The organism is Hydrogenophaga sp. (genome assembly GCF_018780075.1).
Lineage (GTDB): Bacteria > Pseudomonadota > Gammaproteobacteria > Burkholderiales > Burkholderiaceae_C > Hydrogenophaga.
Genome location: NZ_JADMKB010000190.1, coordinates 1 through 15,246 on the forward strand (window position 1 = coordinate 1; position 15,246 = coordinate 15,246).

General features: G+C 62.8%; 15 protein-coding genes and 1 pseudogene. 4 read left to right on the plus strand and 12 right to left on the minus strand.

The features are described from left to right. From IV088_RS26105 to IV088_RS26115, 3 genes and pseudogenes are all read right to left on the minus strand, one after another. Positions 1-593, minus strand: a pseudogene (locus IV088_RS26105) (threonine synthase); the annotation flags it as partial. Between the two features lies 1 nt (position 594). Then, positions 595-1,917: a homoserine dehydrogenase gene (locus IV088_RS26110; RefSeq protein ID WP_291108052.1), complete on the minus strand. Its 1,323-nt coding sequence runs from the start codon at positions 1,915-1,917 to the stop codon at positions 595-597. A gap of 115 nt (positions 1,918-2,032) precedes the next feature. Continuing rightward, complete coding sequence (locus tag IV088_RS26115; protein ID WP_291108055.1) at positions 2,033-3,259, minus strand: pyridoxal phosphate-dependent aminotransferase; 1,227 nt, start codon at positions 3,257-3,259, stop codon at positions 2,033-2,035. A gap of 158 nt (positions 3,260-3,417) precedes the next feature. Between IV088_RS26115 and IV088_RS26120 the strand changes: the two genes are divergently transcribed. The 3 genes from IV088_RS26120 to IV088_RS26130 all read left to right on the plus strand — a co-directional run bounded on the left by IV088_RS26120 (position 3,418) and on the right by IV088_RS26130 (position 6,415). Beyond that, positions 3,418-3,810 carry an Mth938-like domain-containing protein gene (locus IV088_RS26120; protein WP_291108058.1) on the plus strand — a complete coding sequence of 131 codons (393 nt, stop codon included), beginning with the start codon at positions 3,418-3,420 and terminating at the stop codon, positions 3,808-3,810. Positions 3,811-3,993: 183 nt separating this feature from the next. After that, a complete protein-coding gene (locus IV088_RS26125) occupies positions 3,994-4,470 on the plus strand; it encodes a peroxiredoxin (protein WP_236965761.1) in 477 nt (158 codons plus the stop codon). A 181-nt stretch (positions 4,471-4,651) separates the two neighbouring features. Next, on the plus strand, positions 4,652-6,415 hold the full coding sequence (locus IV088_RS26130; RefSeq protein WP_291108061.1) for a PhoH family protein: 1,764 nt from the start codon (positions 4,652-4,654) through the stop codon (positions 6,413-6,415). Positions 6,416-6,481: 66 nt separating this feature from the next. Here the strand turns inward: IV088_RS26130 and dnaB are convergent, their stop codons facing one another. The 9 genes from dnaB to IV088_RS26175 form a co-directional block, all read right to left on the minus strand. Continuing rightward, the gene (dnaB, locus tag IV088_RS26135; RefSeq protein ID WP_291108064.1) at positions 6,482-7,912 is read right to left on the minus strand and encodes a replicative DNA helicase; all 1,431 of its coding nucleotides are present in this window, start codon (positions 7,910-7,912) and stop codon (positions 6,482-6,484) included. A 186-nt stretch (positions 7,913-8,098) separates the two neighbouring features. Further along, complete coding sequence (gene rplI, locus IV088_RS26140) at positions 8,099-8,551, minus strand: 50S ribosomal protein L9 (protein ID WP_291108067.1); 453 nt, start codon at positions 8,549-8,551, stop codon at positions 8,099-8,101. Between the two features lie 13 nt (positions 8,552-8,564). After that, positions 8,565-8,846, minus strand: coding sequence for a 30S ribosomal protein S18 (gene rpsR, locus IV088_RS26145; protein ID WP_077330375.1), 282 nt, complete (start codon positions 8,844-8,846; stop codon positions 8,565-8,567). Between the two features lie 12 nt (positions 8,847-8,858). After that, complete coding sequence (priB, locus tag IV088_RS26150) at positions 8,859-9,161, minus strand: primosomal replication protein N (RefSeq protein WP_291108070.1); 303 nt, start codon at positions 9,159-9,161, stop codon at positions 8,859-8,861. A gap of 8 nt (positions 9,162-9,169) precedes the next feature. Beyond that, positions 9,170-9,577 (minus strand): 30S ribosomal protein S6, encoded by a 408-nt coding sequence (rpsF, locus tag IV088_RS26155; RefSeq protein WP_236965766.1) that lies wholly within the window; start codon positions 9,575-9,577, stop codon positions 9,170-9,172. Positions 9,578-9,755: 178 nt separating this feature from the next. Further along, the gene (locus IV088_RS26160) at positions 9,756-11,867 is read right to left on the minus strand and encodes a sodium:solute symporter family protein (protein ID WP_291108075.1); all 2,112 of its coding nucleotides are present in this window, start codon (positions 11,865-11,867) and stop codon (positions 9,756-9,758) included. A gap of 4 nt (positions 11,868-11,871) precedes the next feature. Continuing rightward, positions 11,872-12,132, minus strand: coding sequence for a DUF4212 domain-containing protein (locus IV088_RS26165; protein ID WP_291108078.1), 261 nt, complete (start codon positions 12,130-12,132; stop codon positions 11,872-11,874). A gap of 175 nt (positions 12,133-12,307) precedes the next feature. Then, positions 12,308-12,883, minus strand: coding sequence for a tetratricopeptide repeat protein (locus tag IV088_RS26170; RefSeq protein ID WP_291108081.1), 576 nt, complete (start codon positions 12,881-12,883; stop codon positions 12,308-12,310). Further along, the gene (locus tag IV088_RS26175) at positions 12,880-13,176 is read right to left on the minus strand and encodes a hypothetical protein (RefSeq protein ID WP_236965770.1); all 297 of its coding nucleotides are present in this window, start codon (positions 13,174-13,176) and stop codon (positions 12,880-12,882) included. Before IV088_RS26175 ends, IV088_RS26170 begins: the two co-directional genes overlap by 4 nt. A gap of 172 nt (positions 13,177-13,348) precedes the next feature. Here IV088_RS26175 and IV088_RS26180 point away from each other — a divergent pair, with 172 nt between their 5' ends. Further along, positions 13,349-15,214: a putative nucleotidyltransferase substrate binding domain-containing protein gene (locus IV088_RS26180; protein ID WP_291108086.1), complete on the plus strand. Its 1,866-nt coding sequence runs from the start codon at positions 13,349-13,351 to the stop codon at positions 15,212-15,214. Positions 15,215-15,246: the final 32 nt, after the last annotated feature.

A 15,246-nucleotide genomic window follows, 5' to 3' on the forward strand; every position in this document is an offset into this window, starting at 1 on the left:
ATGGCGATGTTGTGGATGTTCTCGTCCATCAGGCTGAACATCTGCGCCTGCTGGAACGGGCTCATGCGGCCGTGCGGGCTCAGCATGAAGACACGCACCCCCTTCTTGCCACGCATGGCGTACTCGGCCGCGCTGCCGGTGTCGCCCGACGTCGCACCCAGGATGTTGAGCGCTTCACCGCGACGCGCCAGTTCGTACTCGAACAGGTTGCCCAGCAACTGCATGGCCATGTCCTTGAAGGCCAGCGTCGGGCCGTTGGACAGGGCTTCGAGGTGGAAACCGTCTTCCAGCTGCTTCAGCGGCACGATGGCCGCGGTGCCGTACACCGCCTCGGTGTAGGTCTTGTCGCACAGCGCCTTCAGGTCGGCGGCGGGAATGTCGTCGATGTAGAGCGACAGCACCTCGAACGCCAGCGCGGCGTAGCCACCGGGTGCGCCGCCGTTGAACACCGTGCGCCAGCGCGCCAACGTGGCGGCGTCCACCTGCGGATAGCGCTCGGGCAGGTACAAGCCGCCGTCGGGCGCCAGGCCTTCGAGCAGGATTTCGCAGAAGTGCTTGCGGTCCGGATGGCCACGGGTGGAGAGGTACAGCATCTCAGTTCAGTTCTTCTTTTCGAATCCGCGTGATGGGTGCGAGCACACTGGGCAACGCCTGCATCTGCGCGAGCACATCGTTCATGGTGCCCTCGCGGGTGTCGTGCGTGAGGATGATCAGGTCGGTGGACGTGGCGCCCTCGCCGCCCACTTCGTCGGCCTCGCGCTGCAGCACCGCGTCGATGCTGATACCGGCGTTCGCCAGCAGACCCGTCACCTGGGCCAGCACGCCGGCCTCGTCGGCCACGCGCAGGCGCAGGTAGTAGCTCGTCACCACCTCGCTCATGGGCAGCACGGCCAGGTCGCTCATCGCATCGGGCTGGAAGGCCAGGTGCGGCACACGGTGCAGCGGGTCGGCGGTGTGCAGGCGGGTGATGTCCACCAGGTCGGCGATCACGGCCGAGGCGGTGGGCTCGCTGCCCGCGCCCTTGCCGTAGTACAGCGTGGTGCCCACGGCGTCGCCCTGCACCACCACGGCGTTCATCGCGCCTTCGACATTGGCGATCAGGCGCTTGGACGGCACCAGGCTCGGGTGCACCCGCAACTCGATGCCTTTGGCGGTGCGCTTGGTGATGCCCAGCAGCTTGATGCGGTAGCCCAGCTGCTCAGCGTATTTGATGTCGGCCGCACCCAGCTTCGTGATGCCTTCCACATAGGCCTTGTCGAACTGCACCGGGATGCCAAACGCAATCGCGCTCATCAGCGTCGCCTTGTGGGCCGCGTCCACGCCTTCGATGTCGAAGGTCGGATCGGCCTCGGCGTAACCCAGGCGCTGCGCCTCTTTCAGCACAACATCGAAGTCCAGCCCCTTGTCGCGCATCTCGGACAGGATGAAGTTGGTGGTGCCATTGATGATCCCGGCGATCCACTGGATGCTGTTGGCGGTCAGGCCTTCGCGCAGTGCCTTGATGATGGGGATGCCACCGGCCACAGCCGCTTCGAACGCCACCATCACGCCCTTGGCCGACGCCGCCGCAAAGATCTCGGTCCCGTGCACCGCCAGCAACGCCTTGTTGGCGGTGACCACGTGCTTGCCCGCCGCGATGGCTTCCAGCACCAGTGCCTTGGCGATGCCGTAGCCGCCGATCAACTCGATCACGATGTCGATGTCGGGGTTGGCGATCACAGCACGTGCGTCGTTCACCACCTTCACGTCCGGGCCGACGACGCTCTGCGCACGCGCCACGTCGAGGTCGGCCACCATCGTGATTTCAATGCCGCGGCCGGCGCGGCGCTTGATTTCTTCCTGGTTGCGCTGCAGCACGTTGAACGTGCCGCTGCCCACGGTGCCTATGCCCAGAAGGCCTACTTGGATCGGTTTCATGCTTTGTCTCATTCGCTCAAAAACAGAGGGGATACACACCCACCCCGGGAAATACGATGCTATCGGCTCGCCGGCACGCCATTGATGACGTTGGCAACGACCTTTGATGACAGCATCAAGTTCCGTGCCGTTTGCGCCAGCCGTCCAGGAACTTCGCCAGACGTCCGATCGCCTCGCGCAAATCGTCCTCGTGCGGCAAGAACACGATGCGGAAATGTTGTTGGTCTGGGTAGTTGAACCCCGTCCCCTGCACCAGCATCACGCGTGTGGCGCGCAGCACTTCCATGAAGAACTGCCGGTCGTCCGGAATCGGGTACATCGCCGGGTCCAGACGGGGAAACATGTAGAGCGCCGCCTTCGGCTTGACGCAGCTGACCCCGGGGATGGCGGTGATCAGCTCGTAGGCCAGATCGCGCTGGCGGCGCAGGCGACCGCCCTCCTTGACCAGATCGTGGATGCTCTGGTAGCCACCCAGGGCCGTCTGAATGGCCCACTGCCCCGGCACATTGGAACCGAGCTTGATGTTGGCCAGCATGTTCAGGCCTTCGATGTAATCCTTGGCGCAGGCCTTGTCACCCGAAATCACCATCCAGCCGGCACGGTATCCGCAGGCCCGATAGGCCTTGGACAGCGAGTTGAAGGTCAGGGTCACCACGTCGGTAGACAGGCTCGCCAGCGCGGTGTGCTTCACATCGTCGTACAGGACCTTGTCGTACACCTCGTCGGCCAGCAGCAGCAACCCGTGTTCGCGCGCGATCTGCACCAGGGCGAGCAGCAACTCATCGCTGTACAACGCACCCGTGGGGTTGTTGGGGTTGATCACCACCAAGCCTTTGGTGCGAGGCGTGATCTTGCGGCGGATGTCGTCCAGGTTCGGCATCCAGCCGTTGGCCTCGTCGCAGAGGTAGTGGACCGGCTTGCCGCCGGACAGGCTCGCGGAAGCGGTCCACAGCGGGTAGTCGGGCGCAGGCACCAGCAGTTCGTCACCATCGTCCAGCAGGGCGTTGGTCGCCATGCTGATCAGGTCGCTGGCACCGTTACCGAGGTAAATGTCGTCCAGCGTCACGCCCACCACGCCCTGTTGCTGGCTGTAGTGCATCACCGCCTTGCGCGCTGCAAAAATGCCCTTGCTGTCAGAGTAGCCAGAGGACTCCGGCAGGTTGCGGATCATGTCCTGCTGGATCTCTTCCGGCGCATCAAAACCGAAGGGCGCCAGATTGCCGATGTTCAGCTTGATGATCTTCTGGCCTTCGTCTTCCATCTGCTTGGCCGCCTCGACGATCGGGCCTCGCACGTCGTAGAGCACATTGGCGAGCTTGGCGGATTTCTGGATGGTTTTCAAATTCCCTCCGTGGGAGTCAGGCGGACGCATGGGGATGGGGGCATCACCTTGAGGGCGCTTATATTACGCAGCTCCGTCAAGGGAAAACCTGCAATTTGACCACAGTTCGACAGCGCTTCCGCCGCTGGCGTGGCCCTTGCACCGCACACCGCCCACCCATGAAACTGCACGCCGACAAACCCGATGCCCTCTCGGTCACCGCCTATGGTGAGGGATGGATTGCCGTCAACGGGCAGCGCCACACAGGCAGCCTGGTGCTGAACGCATCAGGCACGCTGCGCGCCTGGGGCGTGGACCGTTTCGAGAGCCTGTCGGTCGCGGATTTCGACAACCTGGTCGCGGATGGCGCCCCACCACCAGAGTTGGTGCTGTTTGGAAGCGGCCGGCGACTGCGGTTTGTCCACCCCGCATTGATCCAGGGCCTGATGGACCGCCGCATCGGTGTCGAGACCATGGACACCGCCGCCGCATGCCGGACCTACAACATCCTGGCAGGCGAAGGCCGGCGGGTGATCGCGGCGCTTTTGATCGAGGCCGGAGAAAGCGCCTGAATCTGGCGGCTCTGACGGCATCAGAAAAAGGCTTTCCAGGAACGCAGGACCAAGACAGCCGTTCAGGGTAAAATACCCGATTGTTTTCCTCCCAGCCGCCCGAGAGCAGTCGTTGTCCAGGGAGTCATGGACAGCAGGAAAACCAACGCATCTCCACCAACCTACGTCAGGGGTCCACGCAGCATGGCAGTCGTTGTCAACAAACCCATTCCCGAATTTGAGTCCCTGGCCACCGGCGGCATCAAGGTCAGCAACCAGACCCACCTGGGCCAGACGGTGGTGTTGTACTTCTACCCGAAGGACAACACGCCGGGCTGCACCACCGAAGCCATGCAGTTCCGCGACAAATACAAAGACTTCGTCAAGGCGGGCGCGCATGTGTTTGGCGTGTCCAGAGACAACATGAAGTCCCATGACGACTTCAAGACCAAACTAGAGCTTCCCTTTGAGCTCATCGCTGACACAGAAGAGAAGATGTGTCACATGTTTGGCGTGGTCAAGAACAAGATCATGTATGGCAAAAAGGTCAAGGGCATTGAGCGAAGCACCTTCCTGATCGGCGCTGATGGCGTGCTCAAGCAAGAATGGCGCGGCCTGAAGGTTCCTGGCCATGTGGAAGAAGTCCTCAAAGCCGTCAAGGCCCTCAAAAAGGCCGCTTGACGCAGCCGTCGACCCGAAGACGCCGGGAACGGTCGGGTTCAGTCAGTCGTGCATAATGAATTCATGACCCAGGGAAGCGCCTCCGCTCCAATCCCCTCCCCCATCCCCTGCAGCCCGCAAAGCCGCCCGGTTTCACCGGCGGCTTTTTCTTTTTCTGCCTTGCGCTGACCCAACAAGCCCCATGCCATTGCCACCCGCCCCCTCCAAACGCGCAGCCCTTCTGGCGCCCGATGCCTACAGTCTGAAATCCAGCGAGGATTCCCACGACGGCGCCACCGGCATCCTGTCCAATCCACCTCAGGCCTTGCAGGCTGCAGCACTGGCACCGCCCCCTATGCACGCGACCATCCCTCTCACCAAACCGCCAGCTCGTGCTCGCAAGGCGGAAGCGGCCCCATCCGTCAAACGTGCAGCGGTCCCTGCACCTCAACCCCAGCCAGTGACGGTCCGCGCCGAACGGGCCGCACCGCAGCCCCCCTTGTCTGCTCCCGCCCCAGCTGCCGTGGCGCCACATGCGGGCACCCGTCGCCGTGGTGGCAAAGCCGCCGCCCAGGGCGCCACGCGGCTGTTCGTGCTCGACACCAACGTGCTGCTGCACGACCCCATGAGCTTGTTCCGCTTTGAGGAACACGACATCTACCTTCCGATGATCGTGCTCGAAGAGCTCGATGGTCACAAGAAGGGCATGACCGAAGTCGCTCGCAACGGGCGCCAAACCAGCCGCACACTGGACGCCCTCGCCGCACAGCAAGGCAGCGACATGACCAAGGGGCTCCAGCTTTCAGCGACGGGACACCAGACCGCGCGGGGCTTGCTCTTTTTTCAGACCGAACCGTTGAATGCAGAGTTGCCCAGCAGCCTGCCCCAAGGCAAGGCGGACAACCAGATTCTTGGCGTGGTGCATGCACTGCGCGACAAACACCCCCAGCGCGAAGTCATCCTGGTGTCCAAGGACATCAACATGCGGGTCAAGGCCCGCGCGCTGGGCTTGGCCGCCGAGGACTACCAGAACGACAAGACCCTAGAAGACGGTGAACTCCTGTATGCAGGTGCACTGGCGCTGCCGCAAGATTTCTGGACTCGCCAGAGCAAGACCATCGAGAGCTGGCAAAGTGGCAGCCACACTTTTTACCGCGTCAGCGGGCCAGCGGTGGGGCACTTCTACATCAACCAGTTTGTCTATTTCGAGGCTCCAGGCGAACCATCGCTGTATGCCCGGGTGACGGAAATCCGCGACAAAACCGCGGTGCTCAAGACCCTCAAGGACTTCACGCACCTGAAGAACGCTGTGTGGGGCGTGACCAGCCGCAACCGCGAGCAGAACTTCGCGCTCAACCTGCTGATGGACCCCGAGGTTGACTTCGTGACACTGGCCGGCACGGCCGGCACCGGCAAGACGCTCATGGCCCTGGCCAGTGGTCTGACGCAGGTGCTCGACGACCGGCGTTACACCGAAATCATCATGACCCGTGCCACCGTCAGCGTTGGCGAAGACATCGGCTTCCTGCCTGGCACCGAGGAAGAAAAAATGGGCCCCTGGATGGGCGCACTCGACGACAACCTGGAGTTCCTGGCCAAGGGCGATGGTGGCAATGCCGGCGATTGGGGTCGCGCAGCCACCAACGAGCTGATTCGCAGCCGCATCAAGGTCAAGAGCATGAACTTCATGCGCGGGCGCACCTTCATGAACAAGTACGTCATCATTGACGAAGCGCAGAACCTGACGCCCAAGCAGATGAAGACGCTGATCACCCGGGCAGGCCCGGGCACCAAGATCATCTGCATGGGCAACCTGGCGCAGATCGATACGCCGTACCTGACCGAAGGTTCGTCTGGCCTGACCTATGCGGTGGACCGCTTCAAGGGCTGGCCGCACGGTGGCCACATCACGCTGGCGCGAGGCGAGCGTTCGCGGCTGGCCGACTACGCCAGCGAAGTCCTCTGATCCAACGTCACTCAATCGCAAAGAAAAACCCGGCATCGCCGGGTTTTTCTTTGCGGGGTCGATGACTCAAAAGTCGCCACCACCCGCGAGGCTTTCAAAACGGGTGAGCGTGTTCAGGAAGGTCAGCTTGACCACGCCCGTCGGGCCGTTGCGTTGCTTGCCGATGATGATCTCGGCCACGCCAGGCTCCTTGGTCGTTTCGCGGTTGTAGTACTCGTCGCGGTAGATGAACATGATGATGTCCGCATCCTGCTCGATGGCGCCGGACTCGCGCAGGTCACTCATCATGGGGCGCTTGTCCGTGCGCTGTTCCACCGAACGGTTGAGCTGCGAGAGGGCAATCACCGGACACTGCAGCTCCTTGGCCAGCATCTTCAGGCCTCGGGAGATTTCACCCAGCTCGGTGGCGCGGTTGTCCCCCCCTGCCGCCCCTGAGCCACTCATGAGCTGAAGGTAGTCCACCACGATCAGTCCCAGCTTGCCGCACTGTCGGGCGAGACGCCGCGCGTTGGCACGCAGTTCGCTGGGGGTCAGACCCGGGGTTTCGTCGATGTGCAACGACACATTGCGCAGCTTCTCGATGGCCTCGGTCAGGCGCGGCCATTCGTCGTCGGTCAGCTTGCCAGTGCGCAGGTGGCCCTGGTTGATGCGCCCGATGGAGCCAACGATACGCACTGCCAGCTGAGAAGCCCCCATTTCCATGGAGAACACAGCCACCGGCAGGCCCTCGTTCAATGCCACGTGCTCAGCGATGTTGATGGCGAACGCTGTCTTGCCCATCGAAGGACGCGCCGCCAGCACCACCAGGTCGCCGGCTTGCAGGCCCGAGGTCATGCGGTCGAGGTCGATGAAGCCCGTGGGCACACCGGTCACGTCCATCGGGTTGTCGGCCATCTCCTGCACCCGATCCAGCAGATCGACCACCAGGGTATCCATTCCCTGGAAACCCTCCTTCATTCGAGAGCCCTCTTCGCCGATCTTGAAGATCTTCTGCTCCGCCTCGTCAAGAATCTTGGCCACCTGTTTGCCTTGCGGATTGAAGGCTGCCGTGGCGATCTCGTCGCTGGCCGCCACCAGCTTGCGCAGGATGGCGCGCTCGCGCACGATCTCGGCGTAGCGGCGGATGTTGGCAGCGCTCGGCACGTACTGCGCCAGCGAGTTCAGGTAGGCCAGGCCCCCAGCCTCTTCGGCCTTGCCAAGGTTCTGCAGGTGCTCAAACACGGTCACGACGTCGGCGGGTTTGCTGGCGTTGACCAAGGCCGCGATGGCCGAATAGGTCAGGCGGTGTTCGTAGCGGTAGAAGTCGGAATCGTTGACCAGGTCGGCCACCCGATCCCATGCCTGGTTGTCGAGCAGCAGACCACCCAGCACACTGGACTCGGCCTCGATGGAGTGCGGAGGCACTCGCAACTGGGCGACCTGCCGGTCTGAACCGAAACCGGCGTCGTCCAGACCGGCGTCGAAGGAAGAGAGATCGTTGGAAAAGACGGCTGACATGGCGTTCCTGTTGAATCGGCGATGGTACGCCGCACCCTCGCGGATGTCATGGGACAAGCCTGTGGACAACCCGTGCACAGGCTGGGGAACGAAGGGGATAACTTCGGCCCAGAAAACAAAAGGCCGCTGCCCCGAGGGCAGCGGCCTTGTGACCGATCGGCGGATGAACCGCCGGTCAGGCGGGACTCAGGCGGTTTCGCCGAGCACCGAAACGTTCACGTCAATGGTGACGTCGGTGTGCAGGTTCACGCTCACCGTGTAATCGCCCACGTTTTTCAGCGGACCGTTGGGCATGCGAACTTGCGACTTGGCCACAGCGAAGCCCTGCTTGTTCAGCTCTTCGGACACGTCGTGGTTGGTCACGGAACCAAACAGGCGGCCATCCACACCGGCTTTTTGCGACAGCTTGAGTGCGACCGCAGCCAGCTTTTCACCCAAGGCTTGTGCTTCGGCGAGCTTGGCGGCAGCGACTTTTTCCAGCTCTGCACGGCGAGCTTCAAACTCAGCGATGGCCGTTTGCGTCGCGCGACGAGCGCGGCCAGCGGGGATCAGGAAGTTGCGTGCGTAGCCGTCTTTGACCTTGACCACGTCGCCCAGAGCGCCGAGGTTGACAACTTTGTCGAGAAGAATGATTTGCATGTCAGTTTCCCTTTCAGACGCGGTGCTGGTCGCTGTACGGCAGCATGGCCAGGAAACGCGACCGCTTGATGGCGGTGTTGACCTGGCGCTGGTAGAACGCGCGGGTGCCCGTCAGGCGAGCGGGAATGATCTTGCCGTTTTCAGCGATGAAGTCACGCAGGACGTCCACGTCCTTGTAGTCGACTTCTTCGACGTTGGCCACGGTGAAGCGGCAGAAGCGCTTGCGCTTGAACAGCAGCGATTGGGTGTTGCGCTTGGGGCGCTTGTCTTTGTTGAAACGTTTCGGTGCAGCCATGATGGGCCTTTCCTATGTTTTGCTGAAATCTTGAATATGGAACACGACACCTTTGCCGTTGCGAGCATTCGCCAGGAACCCGTGAAAGCTGGAAACCGATTCGAGCCCCTGTCGGGACAACGTCTCAGCCATGGAACCAAAGGCAACGGCCCTCAGTTGCAGCTTCACCGTTCGCGGGGTGTCCATTTCGGTGACCGTGGACTCGTGCTCCAGCACAAGATTCACAGCCGGTATGCCTGCCGGGGTGTAGCGCAGGCTTTGAACCTGAACCACCGCGGCCAACAATTGAAATTGGTTACCTGCTGGCGATGTCACACCCCGGGTCAGGCTTCTGCGCGCTGCTCGCGGGGTTCCCGCGGTTCACGGTGCTCGCGCTGCTCTGGCTGGGCCAGTTTGCGGGCCTCTTCGCGCTCGACCGACTTCATCATGCTCGAAGGACCGGTTTCGGCTTTCTTCTTCAGCACAGTCAGGTGGCGCAGCACGGCGTCGTTGAACTTGAAGGCGTGCTCCAGTTCGGCCATCACAGCCTGGTCGGCTTCGATGTTGACACACAGGTAGTGGGCTTTGGACAGCTTGTTGATCTGGTACGCCAATTGACGGCGACCCCAGTCTTCAACACGGTGGATCTTGCCGTTGCCGGTGGTGATCATGCCTTTGTAACGCTCCAGCATGGCTGGAACCTGTTCGCTTTGATCCGGGTGGATCAGCAAAACGATCTCGTAATGACGCATGGACTCTCCTTGTGGATTGAAAAGCTGCCCCCAGCGTCAACAGGGGTGCAGCAAGGCGAAGCCCATGATTCTAGCAAAAAAATGCCGGCCCGTCGATTGACGGGCCGGCACTCGGGTGAACCACAGAGCGGCGCAAACGCCGGGGGGCGCGGGCGCCCAACCCGGCGCGCCCACAGGATCAGGACAGTTTCAGATTGGGATAGCGCACGTGTTCCACCAGCTCCTGGACCTTGCGGCTGGGCGCCGGTGTCACCATGCTGACCAGGATGATCACGAGGAAGCCCAGTGGCACGCCAAAGACACCCGCCGAGATCGGCAGGATGCCGAACCACAGTTCAATCGGCGACGTGACACCGAAAATCCCGCGCAGCCAGGGCTGGGTGGTCACCATGTAATAGAAGGTGATGCCCAGACCGGCGACCATGCCGAGCGACGCGGCAATGCCAGTGGCCCGCTTCCAGAAGATGCCAAGCACGAGCGCAGGGAAGAACGCTGCGGCGGCGAACGAAAACGCGGCCGACACCAGGAACAGGATGTCCGCCGGTTTCTGTGCAGCGACATAGGCAGCCATCAATGCCACGACCAGCAGCAGCATCTTGGAGATGGTCACCCGGCGTGCGGTGGAGGCGTTCGGGTCGATCATCTTGTAGTACAGGTCGTGAGAGAGCGCGTTGGCGATCGTCAGCAGCAGACCGTCGGCGGTGGACAGCGCAGCGGCCAGACCACCAGCGGCCACCAGGCCCGAGATCACGTACGGCAGACCTCCGATTTCGGCCGTGGCCAGCACGATGATGTCGCCACCGATGGACATTTCGTTCAACTGGAGGATGTTGTCCTTGTTGACGTCCACCACCGACAGCAGGGTCGGATCGACCTTATTCCAGGCGGCCACCCACTGTGGCAACTGGTCGAACGGCGTGCCGATCAACACATGGAACACCTCGTATTTCACCAGCACCGCCAGGGCGGGCGCCGTGAAGTACAGCAGGAAGATGAAGAACAGCGACCAGGTCACCGACTGGCGAGCCTCTTTCACGCTCGGCACCGTGTAGTAACGCATCAGGATGTGCGGCAGCGCGGCCGTACCGATCATCAAACAGAAAATCAGCGCCAGGAAGTTCAGGCGCGACTCCTTGTAGGTCTTCTGGGCCTTCTCGTCACCGTTCGGATCGCCGCTGAACTGCGCCGCGTGGGCCGGCATGCCGTTGAGCGGTTTGGCCTTGTTTTCTGCGGAAGTCTTGGCCGCCGCCCAGGCTTTCTTGGCAGCAGCTTCGTCCTTGGGAACAGCGGCCAGCGCCTTTTCTGCCGCAGCGACATCGACCGCTGATGCATTGGCCGCACGCACTTCGGCCAGCTTGGCTTCGGCTGCGGCCTTGTCGGCGGCGAGTGCCACGGTCGGGTCCTTCAGCTTCGCGTCCAGATCGGCGGCGCGCTTCTTGTAGATTTCGCGCACCTCCAGCTCTTTGGGATCGTTGGCCAGCAGCTTCTCCTTGGCCGTGACCTTCTCCAGCTGGTAGCCGTAGATGGCCTGCGGCACAGGCACGCTGGTCTGCTTCACCGACAGCCAGACCACCGGAATCATGTAGGCCACGATCAGGATGATGTACTGCGCCACCTGTGTCCAGGTCACCGCGCGCATGCCACCCAGGAAGGAGCACACCAGAATGCCACCCAGCCCCAGGAAAATGCCCAGCTCGAACGCCACACCGGTCAGGCGCGAAGTGATCAGGCCCACGCCATAGATCTGCGCCACCACGTAGGTGAACGAGCACAGGATGGCCGCGAAGATGCCGATGAAACGCGGCAGGTTGCCGCCGTAGCGCTCGCCCAGAAAGTCGGGAATGGTGAACTGGCCGAACTTGCGCAGGTAGGGCGCGAGGAACAGCGCCACCAGGCAGTAGCCACCGGTCCAGCCCATGATGAAGGCCAGGCCGCTGTAACCCGTCAGGTAGAGGGTACCGGCCATGCCGATGAACGACGCCGCCGACATCCAGTCCGCCCCCGTGGCCATGCCGTTGTACATGGCGGGCACACGGCGCCCGGCCACGTAGTACTCCGCCGCGTCGGTGGTCCGGCTCATGATGCCGATGCCGGCGTACAGGCCGATGGTGGCCAGAAGGAAGATGAAGCCGATCCACTCGCGTGAGAGGCCGAGTTGCTCCAGGATCGCCAGGGTCACCACGAAGACGAAAAAGCCCCCCGTGTACCACTTGTAGACCTTGTTGAGCTGCTGCTTGAAGGCCTTGTTGGACCCGCCGCCAGCGCCCGCTGTTTCGAACATGCCTGCCATGGTGTTACTCCTCGGTCTCTTCGACACCGTGTTCGATGTCGAGTGTGTTCATGTACCAAGCGTAGTACCCGATGATCAGGCAATACACCACCAGCGACCCTTGGGCCCCCATCCAGAAGCTGAAAGGCCAACCGAAAAAGTTGAAACTGAGGTCTCTCGCGAAAAAGCTCACAACAAAGGTCACCACAAACCAGATTGCAAGCAATACGGCGGTGATGTTGAGGTTTTTCCGCCAATACCGGCGGTGGTTATCTGTCAATTCCATCTGATCGACTCCATCAATGACGCCCTTACGGGCAGATCGCGGACACCACCCGTCTCCTCAGGTGGTCTGCAGACGGTCCGCGTGGTTCGGCAACCAGCTTGTGACTGGCCACCACGGTTGGGGCGCCACAGCGCGAATGCGAGGCGCTCCATCCGGCCAGAGCCGGGTGGAGCGGTCAGGTCAGGGCTGCGCCCAGTCCTGTCTCGCGCTCAAGCTGTGCCGCCACCTTCGGCTCGAACTTTCGGAGGTGGCGAATGATCTTCGCGGCCTCGTCGGGCTCTTGCCGATCCACATGAACCCGGGCCAGCTGGTACCAGCCATAGGGACTCATGGGTTGCAGTTCGGTGTTCTTGCGCAGCGCCACGATGGCCTCGTCGTAATGACGTTGACGGATCAGGCTGAGGCCCAGCCCGTACCAGGCGCGGTCCAGATCGGGCTCGATCTCGGTGGCGCGGCGGAACGCGGCCTCGGCCTGTTCGAGGCGGCCTTCTTCTTCGCACAGAAAACCCAGGTTGTACCAACCCGAAGCCGGGGCCGGCTGGGCCTTCACCAGCTGCTCCAGGGTCAGGATGGCGGCGGGCTTGTCGCCCAGGTTGGTCAGCAACTGGGCCCGGGTCGCGAGCGCATAAGGCTCCAGTGGCTGATCGGCCAGCACCTGATCGACCCGGGCCAAGGCCTGGCGTTGCTGCCCGGCCAACAGCAGCAAACGCACCTGCCAGCGCACGAACCAGACGTCGATGGACGTGATCATTGACACAGTTGCACCCCGATCTTCAGGCAATGGGAGATCTTGGCCGCGGTCGCCAGGATCCAGACGAAACCCAGAATCAAAAACGCCACCAGAGGATGGTGGCGTTCGAGCACAAAGCGCGGCGAGACCCAACGGGCCAGCACGACGAAGGGCCTGCCAATCTGCTGCAGGAGTTGATAGAACAGGTTCTTGTCCTTCTTCTGTCCGGCCAGCAAACCCAGCACCCACTGCCCAAACAGCGCCAGCAGGGCGATTTCGGCAATCAATTTGACGGAGGCTATGAGTGTCAACATGTAAGGTTTGGGTAAACGTGGGCCCATTCTTGACCCTCGACTTACCGAACACTTACAGATTGACCCATTGCCCACCACCCTAGGTCAAACACCGAGAGGGTTTACCCGCAAAAACTGCCGTCCCCGGGGTGTAGCATCAAAAACACCTCACTCCAACAGGCCCGGTTCATCCATGAACGAAGAAGCAGGCAATGCCCGCCCATGGCACGAAGCCCTCTCCCGCCACCGCATCCTCGGGCTGCTGCCGGCCGGTACCCAGGACGCTCTGGCGCGTGCACTGCCCGAGTTGAGCGCGGCCGCGGGCGAGCTCATCGCTGACGGCGATCGGCTCAAGACCCATCTTTTCTGGTTGATCGAAGGCACCGTTCAGCTGCAAAACCCCGATGGCGAGGCCGTGCTGAGTCTTCGGCCGGGAGAACTGTTTGGCCTGGCACAGGGCGAATCCCTCTTGATCAGCGCCGCCCAGGCGGAAACGGTCTGCCGTTACACCCGGCTCGACGCCCTGACCGCTGAAGCCCTGCGCAAGGAAGTGCCGGCGCTGGCCTACTTTCTGGCCAGCCCCGACCTGAGCGCTCACACGACCACGCTGCCAGCGACCCGCCGTGGTGCGAACGGCGACCCGGCGCTCAACCTCATGACCACGCCCGTGAGCGCGCTGATCAAACGACCGCCCATCACGCTCTCCCCGAACACCAGCATCCGCGACGCCGCGCAGGTGATGAGCGAGCAGCGCGTCTCGTCGGTGCTGATCGTGGAGCAGGACCTGCTGTTTGGCCTGATCACCGACCGTGATCTGCGCAACCGGGTGATTGCCATGGGGATGGACACCGCGCGACCGATCGCGGACATCGCCACGCTGGCGCCGATGAGCGTCGATGTGAAGAACCCGGCCTTCGACGCGCTGCTGCTCATGGCACGCCACAACATCCACCATGTGCCGGTGCTCAACGGCCAGCGCATCGCCGGCATGATCACCGCCACCGACCTGACCGAACAGCACAGCACCTCGGCGGTCTATCTGGCCGGTGATGTCTACAAACAGACCACGGTCGAAGGCCTGCAGGCCGTCGCGGCCAAGGTCAAGCGCCTGCAACAAGGCCTCGCCGCCGCCGAGGCCTCGGCCTACAACACCGGCCACATCGTCACCGCCATCACCGACGCCATCACCACGCGCTTGCTGCAACTGGGCGAGGCGCAGTGGGGCCCGGCACCGGTGGACTACGTCTGGGTGGCCGCCGGCTCCCAGGCCCGCAACGAACAGACGGCCAGGTCCGACCAGGACAACTGCCTGTTGATGGACGACGCCTACGACGAAGCGCAGCACGGCGCCTACTTCAAGGCCCTGGCGCGCTTCGTGTGCGACGGCCTGGACGCCTGCGGCTACGTGTACTGCCCTGGCGAGATGATGGCCCTCACCGATCAGTGGCGCCAACCGCGCCGGCGCTGGCTGACCTCCTTCACCGAATGGACCAGCCAGCCCGACCCGACCGCGCTCATGCTGACCTGCGTGTTCTTCGACATGCGGGCGGTCCACGGCAACGCCGGGCTGCTGGACGATCTGCGGCGCAGCGTGTTGCAGCAAACCCGGGGCAACACGATTTTCCTGGCGCACATGGTCGGCAACGCCCTGCTCCGGCAGCCGCCGCTGGGCATGTTCAAAGGCATCTCCACCATCCGAAGCGGCGAGCACAAAGGCACCATCGATCTCAAGCACCACGGCGTGGTGCCCATCGTGGACCTGGCCCGGGTGTACGCGCTGGCCCTGGGAGAGAACGACATCAACACCCACGACCGGCTGACCGCAGCGGCCGCCAGCGGCGGGCTCAATGAGAAGAACGCCCGCGACCTGCAGGACGCGCTGGAGTTTCTGGCCTTCCTGCGCCTCCAGCACCAGGCGCGCCAGATGGCGGCCGGTCAACCACCCGACAACCACATCAACCCGGACGACCTGTCGAACTTCGAGCGCCACCAGCTCAAAGACGCGTTCGTGGTGGTGCAGACGATGCAAAGCGTGATGGGTCAGCGGTATCGGATGTGACCCCCCCCTGGGGGGGGGGGGGGGGGGGGGGG